Origin of the sequence: Gramella sp. AN32, from assembly GCF_023718305.1 — a bacterium.
Lineage (GTDB): Bacteria > Bacteroidota > Bacteroidia > Flavobacteriales > Flavobacteriaceae > Christiangramia > Christiangramia antarctica.
Window position 1 is genome coordinate 1 of the sequence record NZ_QEYO01000055.1, and the last position, 596, is coordinate 596.

Genomic DNA, 596 nt, shown 5'->3' on the forward strand with positions numbered 1-596 from the left:
GCAGCTCCATATCGAACTCCGTGACCGAATTGAACTTTAGCAACATCCCTAACAAGTATTGGTGTTCCATTACTCACTTTAACAACTATCTTCTCTAGCTCTTGCAAATTATTCACGAGGCCTTCACTACGTATGAAATATGCATTGGGTCCCTTGTCGATATAAGCCCCACCGGTATTTTGATTGTTTTTTTCTAGCGCAGTAAAAATTTCTTCAATAGTAATATTCATACTTTGAAGTTTATTAGGATCTATAGCTATTTCATATTGCTTAACAAATCCACCAAAACCACTAACTTCCGCAACCCCAGGTGTTCCCAATAGCTGTCTTTTAATAATCCAGTCTTGTATGGAGCGTAACTCGGTAGCATCGTATTGATCCTCATACCCTTCTTCGGGATGTATTACATATTGATATATTTCACCCAAGCCAGTGGTAACAGGTGCCATTTCAGGCTCTCCCACACCTTCAGGTATATCTTTTGCTGCCAATGACAAGCGTTCTTGAACTTGCTGTCGAGCCCAATAGAGATCAGTATCTTCTTCAAATACTATGGTCACAATGGAAAGCCCAAAACGAGAAAAAGATCGCATATC

1 protein-coding gene is annotated in these 596 nt (G+C 39.9%); it reads right to left on the reverse strand.

The annotated features are described in order from the left end of the window. The coding region (locus DHD80_RS19845; RefSeq protein WP_251743211.1) for an efflux RND transporter permease subunit at window positions 1–596 on the reverse strand (596 nt) is incomplete at both ends.